Origin of the sequence: Diaphorobacter sp. J5-51 (assembly GCF_001023515.1) — a bacterium.
GTDB lineage: Bacteria > Pseudomonadota > Gammaproteobacteria > Burkholderiales > Burkholderiaceae_C > Diaphorobacter > Diaphorobacter nitroreducens.
The window spans coordinates 1-5416 of the sequence record NZ_JSYI01000068.1 but is presented as its reverse complement, the minus strand read 5'-3'; the positions used below and the strand labels follow the sequence as shown (position 1 = coordinate 5416).

The window sequence follows — 5416 nt, the reverse complement described above, 5'->3', positions numbered from 1 at the left end:
CCGCGATGGGAATGGAATCACTGTCCGCCATCAGTGGAATGCGCAAGTATCTCAAGAAGCTCGTGGACGTGCGCTTGTATGCCGCCAGCCGAGCAAGAGTGGCACACGAGGCGCTGGAGTCGCAGGAAAATTCGAGCGGCCCAGTGGAGAACTTCGAGACCTGGCGCAAACGAGAGTATCCACACCTTGGCCCTATCGGCGATGGCCTTCCGATCGCACGTGAGGCCTGGGACGCCGCCATGGGCGCGAAAGCCCAAGCACGCAGCCGCGACTTCAATCGTGGCTACTACTGCGCCGTGGCAGCACTGCTGGCCATGGAAGGCAACGCGTCCACGCCAGTAGAGGAGCTGGCCCGCATGGGCGGAAACATGGCCCACGCGGATGCCGAGGATCTTGAGCGTCTGCGCGCCGCAGGCCTGGCCCGTTGAGGATGTGCGATGCGCGCCTGTGATGCGGCCTACGCCATCCTCATCGAGACCGACAACCCCTCCGTCATGTATGGCGACGAGTGGCTGTGCCACGAGATCGCCGAGCGCCTGGGCTGGGAGCATGCGGGGCCAGCCACCTCGCGCCGGGTGCTGCGGGCGCTGGCCAAGACGCCGGGACAGTTGGTCAAGGGCCTGGTTCGCATGCCCTCGGATTGCTGTGCACGCGGCCAGAGCGCCCTGCATTTCGAGCTGCCGGAACCTGAGCACAGCTACTTGATGGCGGCGCTGCGACAAGGACAAAGGCCCGACTGGGCGGTTTTCAAGAAGGAACAAAATGGCTAAGGCCGACGATGTTTTCGCCCTCGCGCAAGCCGCTACCACGGGGGAGCGTGAGCGCGTGTTGAACGCGGTGCGCGTGATTGCCGCCAATGAGCCAGCGATGTCTACGCTCAAGACGCGACTCGCTCGCTTGCTGCAGCGCACCAGTGCCATCCCCACCATGGTCGAGGCCCTGCCTCGCGAGCTGGTCGGCCTGCTGCTGCCCGTCGCCCCTGGGCGTGCTTTAGCTGACGTACAACTGCCGGTGGGCGTCCTGTCCGAGGCGCAAGACTTCCTGCGGCAACGCAAGCATGCCGACGCCCTATTGGATGCGGGCCTCGGTTGCGCGCACAAGCTGCTGCTGTCCGGCCCTCCTGGCAATGGCAAGACCACCTTGGCGGGAGCGCTTGCGCGCGAGCTGGGCCTGCCGCTGTTCTGTGCGGACTTCTCCGCGCTGGTCTCAAGTCACCTGGGCGAAACCGGCGCCAAGATCGCCAAGGTGTTTCGCGGCCTGCAAACGCCTGCGGTGCTGTTCCTCGATGAGATGGAGACGCTGCTGTCGGAACGCGCGGGCTTTGGCAATGCCACCGACGTGGGCGAGGCCCGCCGCGTGGTGTCCACGCTGCTGCTGGAGATCGACCGCCTGCCCGAGCACATCATCCTGATTGGCGCGACCAACCATGCGGAAATGCTTGACCGCGCCGTGGTGCGACGTTTCGATTTTCAATGGGAGCTGCCCGCGCCCACCGAGCACCAGGCCAAGCAATGGCTGGACAACTTCGCCAGGCAGCACCCGGATCTGCCCATTGTGCACGCCGCCCTTGGGCTGGAGCCTGGGGCATCGTTTTCTGACATCGAGCGGCAAACACTGCGCTGGGCACGGCAGTGGCGGATCGCGGAACTTGAGGGGGAAACTGCCAATGCGTGAGCGCCCGATTCTTTTTAGTAGTCCGATGGTGCGCGCGCTGCTGGCGGGCAACAAGACACAGACGCGACGTGCGGTGCAAATGACACACCGCACGCCAGGCCTTGCCGCATGCCTTGCGCCACCAGTCGGTGCGCTTCGGCCGCGCGTCGCGGCAGAGCTGTGCCCTTACGGACAGCCCGGAGACCAACTGTGGGTGCGTGAGGCGTTCGCCAGGATCGACGGCCAGTCGAGGCCCTGGATCGAGACGGACTACAAGGCCACCTACAAACACGGTGATCGCCTGGGTGACTCGCTCGGTATTCGCAAGAAGTGGACGCCCTCCATCCACATGCCGCGCCACGCCAGCCGGATCACGCTTGAGATCACTGGCGTCCGTGTTGAGCGCCTCCAGGATATCAGCGAGGCCGATGCCATTGCCGAGGGCGTGCGCCAGATGCGCGACGGGAGCGGCTGCTGGGTTGGCAGCGATGGCCCAGGTAGCCTGGTGACACCATGGCTAACCGCTCGCGACGCCTATGCTGACCTGTGGGATCAGATCAACGGCCAGGGCGCCTGGGCTGCCAACCCCTGGGTCTGGGTGGTCGAGTTCAATCACCAGCGGAGCGCCGATGGCCACTGAAAACGAAATCCGCGCCGTCCTGGCGCCACGGCTGGAGGCCGCAAAGTCCCGCAAGGAAAAGACTCGCGTCGCCGCTACCGTGCTGTTTTTCGAGTACGGCATTTACCCCTCTGCCAAGGTGGTACACCAGTACACCCAGCAGGGATCAATGACGGACATTGGCGCGGATCTGCGCGCCTTCTGGCTGGAGCTGCGCGAGAAGTCACGCGTGCAGATCGATGCGCCCTACCTGCCCGCCGAGCTAAACGAAAGCTTCAGCGGCGCCCTGGCCAAGCTGTGGGATCTCTCGATGGACAAGGCCACGGCGTCCTTTGACGCCGAGCGTCAGGATCACCAAGAAAAGGTGCGTCAGGCCGAGCAGGGCCTGCGGCTGGCTCAAGAGACAAATGCCACGTTGGAGGATGACGTGGAGGAGCTGGGGGCGGAATTGCGCCAGGAACGTGAGAATCGCTCAGCCGCCGAAGGCCAATGCGCCGCCCTGCTTGCTCAGGCCGATGAATTGCGCGCAGCCTTGGCGAAGGCCGAAGGCCAGATCCAGGCATCCGAGCGGGCGAGACAGGCGGCGCAAGAGCAGTTTTCCAAGGATCTGGAGGCCGAGCGTGCGGCGCGCAAACGCGATGCAGAGATGCTCAACGGCGAGATCCGCTTTGCCAAGATGCAGATCGATGCGGCCCGGACGGCGGAACAGGACGCCAGGGAGCGTTTCAAGTCCGATCTGGCGGGCAAGGACATCGAGCTGGCCAGCTATCGCCAGCGACTGAGCCAGGCCGAGGAGTTGGCTGCACGGCTGCGGCAAGAAACGGCAGAGCTGATGGTCGCCAAGGCAACCATGCAGCGGCGCATTGACGCCCTGGCACAGGCGAATGTGAAGGACAGTCCCAATAGAAATGCGCCAAAACGGCGCGTGCGCGGGGCGATCCTAGTCCAACGGCGCAAGCTATGATCGAAATGTTGCGCATTCGATACAAATCGACGGTGAATTGATTCCAGGGAATATTTTGCTTGCCTTCGATTGCTTCTCTGTTGCAGCGTTCTAAAATAATCACAGGTCTATTCAATTAGTAAGTATATGCAAGGCAATCATCTTTTACTCAATCAGTTCTTTCGCGTTTGGCCGGATGGCACCGTTCAGTGTACGGAGGATGGAGCGCCATATTCCTGGATGAGTGACGACTACCGCGTTGTGGAAGCGATCGATGAATCCGGCGCACTTGAGGCGGCATTGCGCGCAGGGTGGATGTGATGGGCTTCCCTATGGTTCAAATTCTGTTTGCGGGCTTTTTCTCTCTATTGTCGTTGCCAAGTGCCGCCATCTTACTGTGGGCGGCTTTCATTGGTTTTGAGGATCGCAGTTCAGAATTCTTAATTGTGATGGCTGGATTTGTATTTATTATCTCTATCAACGCCATTTTCTCCCTCCGGAAATTGATTAAATTTCGGTCAAAGTCGTTTGCCTGGTACAAAGCAGAGCACGCCAATCACGTCAGCAAGAATGGCGTTTCATGTTTTTCCTGTGGCAGTTCTCGTATTCACGCTAGGGCGCTGATGAACCACACTTACCATCGCGAGCACTTTTGCTCTCAATGCGGCAAGACGCTTTACTACTCGCCGGAGGAGGCATAAAAAATGGACACAGCCAAACTCAAGTACACCGCATATTTCGCGCATTTTTGCGGCTTTCTCGCAGTCTTGCTTGGATTCCTGACGCTGAATGGTTTTATCTCCTACGAGGTGATCAGTAGGACGGAGGCTGTATTGGGCTTGGCAGTTGGCTGTGGAACCATCTATCTTGGGCGTTCGACGCTCAAGATGATTGACCGCATGGAGGGACGGTGACCACCGCGAACGTGTAGTGATGGCCGTGCATCAGTCAGGTTCGCGCGCTTCATAAGTCGTTGTCGCCCCATGCTTTTCCTTCTTGCTTTCGCAAATCATTTTGACCAGTCGAGTGGTCGAATGGAGGTTCGCGCGCGAACAGGAAAAAATACAGGGCTGGCAAAGCCTTGGAAGTGAAGAGTATCGCCCGCCAGCAATGGTGGGCGCGGATTGAAACACACCCCCCCTACCCGCAAGCATCTGCACCATGGCGCGTATCGCCCGCCAGCAATGGTGGGCGCGGATTGAAACATGGGCGCCTCGCGAGCAGGGGGACAGCAACGGCCAGTATCGCCCGCCAGCAATGGTGGGCGCGGATTGAAACTCGGATCCCTTGATTTAGAGCAATGGCGAGACGGTATCGCCCGCCAGCAATGGTGGGCGCGGATTGAAACACCTGCTGAGATGACGAAATCTGGCCTGCTTGCCGGTATCGCCCGCCAGCAATGGTGGGCGCGGATTGAAACAAGAGGGCTTTTGGTTTTGTGGTAGGAAATGGACGGTATCGCCCGCCAGCAATGGTGGGCGCGGATTGAAACTCGCGAAGAAATAACAACAATGGACATGAGCTTAAGTATCGCCCGCCAGCAATGGTGGGCGCGGATTGAAACTGGCGGGCTGCAGCCCAGTCCAATGCACTGCCCTGGGTATCGCCCGCCAGCAATGGTGGGCGCGGATTGAAACAAATTGGACGGTCGGAATAAATCGATCGCGCTTGGGTATCGCCCGCCAGCAATGGTGGGCGCGGATTGAAACTTCGGCAACTTCGGCTCTATTGTTTTCATGATTTGTATCGCCCGCCAGCAATGGTGGGCGCGGATTGAAACTACATGAGGAACCAGCATGACCACACCAACTTACACTCACGCCGAAAATGCCGCCTTCCTGCACGATCTAGCAGGCACGCTGGAGCGCATCGGAGGCCAGGCCAAAAACATCGAACGCCTGCATGACCTGGCTGCGCGTGAAGCTGAGCAAGATCCCGAATATTTGGCCTATGTGAATGCCCGAGTAAGCGCAGCTCTGGAGAACCCTGGACAGCTTCACACGCTGGAGGAAGCCCGCTCGATCGTGCGTTCGTGGCGCAGCACCAAGTGAGCAACGAAGGTAGGATTTGTGCTTGACGTCCTCACCGGCCTAAAGGCCGATGATTCCCGAGCCATGACAGCCCAGGGTTCCTTCTGCAAGACGGCCACGTCCGACCGCGAGAATGTTCCTGGCCGCATTCACATCGCGGTCGTGTACCGC

General features: G+C 60.2%; 8 protein-coding genes and 1 CRISPR repeat array. All 8 genes read left to right on the top strand.

Annotated features, from left to right (window positions below; all coding sequences use genetic code 11):
• On the top strand, positions 1 to 428 hold a 428-nt coding region (locus OX89_RS08995; RefSeq protein WP_234305539.1), incomplete at its 5' end, for a hypothetical protein.
• 9 nt (positions 429 to 437) lie between these two features.
• Positions 438 to 770: a hypothetical protein gene (locus OX89_RS08990; protein ID WP_047350368.1), complete on the top strand. Its 333-nt coding sequence runs from the start codon at positions 438 to 440 to the stop codon at positions 768 to 770.
• The gene (locus tag OX89_RS08985; RefSeq protein WP_052952256.1) at positions 763 to 1674 is read left to right on the top strand and encodes an AAA family ATPase; all 912 of its coding nucleotides are present in this window, start codon (positions 763 to 765) and stop codon (positions 1672 to 1674) included. Before OX89_RS08990 ends, OX89_RS08985 begins: the two co-directional genes overlap by 8 nt.
• The gene (locus OX89_RS08980; RefSeq protein WP_047350367.1) at positions 1667 to 2293 is read left to right on the top strand and encodes a hypothetical protein; all 627 of its coding nucleotides are present in this window, start codon (positions 1667 to 1669) and stop codon (positions 2291 to 2293) included. The genes OX89_RS08985 and OX89_RS08980 overlap by 8 nt, the downstream gene beginning before the upstream one ends.
• Positions 2190 to 3236, top strand: coding sequence for a DNA-binding protein (locus tag OX89_RS08975; protein ID WP_084002041.1), 1047 nt, complete (start codon positions 2190 to 2192; stop codon positions 3234 to 3236). Before OX89_RS08980 ends, OX89_RS08975 begins: the two co-directional genes overlap by 104 nt.
• Before the next feature lie 296 nt (positions 3237 to 3532).
• Positions 3533 to 3916, top strand: coding sequence for a hypothetical protein (locus OX89_RS18545; protein ID WP_157497382.1), 384 nt, complete (start codon positions 3533 to 3535; stop codon positions 3914 to 3916).
• A gap of 3 nt (positions 3917 to 3919) precedes the next feature.
• Entirely contained in the window at positions 3920 to 4129 is a 210-nt protein-coding gene (locus tag OX89_RS08970; RefSeq protein WP_047350365.1) for a hypothetical protein, read from the top strand.
• Positions 4130 to 4309: 180 nt separating this feature from the next.
• Positions 4310 to 4995: direct repeats of the CRISPR family, unit length 37 nt; unit sequence GTATCGCCCGCCAGCAATGGTGGGCGCGGATTGAAAC.
• Between the two features lie 16 nt (positions 4996 to 5011).
• Positions 5012 to 5266, top strand: a complete 255-nt coding sequence (locus OX89_RS18540) for a hypothetical protein (RefSeq protein ID WP_157497380.1) — start codon at positions 5012 to 5014, stop codon at positions 5264 to 5266.
• The last annotated feature ends 150 nt before the right edge of the window (positions 5267 to 5416 follow it).

What these genes read in the sequence shown, in the direction of transcription:
- OX89_RS08980 (WP_047350367.1), top strand. Translation starts at nt 1,667, where the DNA reads ATGCGTGAGCGCCCGATTCTTTTTAGTAGTCCGATGGTGCGCGCGCTG.
- OX89_RS08985 (WP_052952256.1), top strand. Translation starts at nt 763, where the DNA reads ATGGCTAAGGCCGACGATGTTTTCGCCCTCGCGCAAGCCGCTACCACG.
- OX89_RS08970 (WP_047350365.1), top strand. Translation starts at nt 3,920, where the DNA reads ATGGACACAGCCAAACTCAAGTACACCGCATATTTCGCGCATTTTTGC.
- OX89_RS08975 (WP_084002041.1), top strand. Translation starts at nt 2,190, where the DNA reads ATGCTGACCTGTGGGATCAGATCAACGGCCAGGGCGCCTGGGCTGCCA.
- OX89_RS08990 (WP_047350368.1), top strand. Translation starts at nt 438, where the DNA reads ATGCGCGCCTGTGATGCGGCCTACGCCATCCTCATCGAGACCGACAAC.
- OX89_RS18540 (WP_157497380.1), top strand. Translation starts at nt 5,012, where the DNA reads ATGACCACACCAACTTACACTCACGCCGAAAATGCCGCCTTCCTGCAC.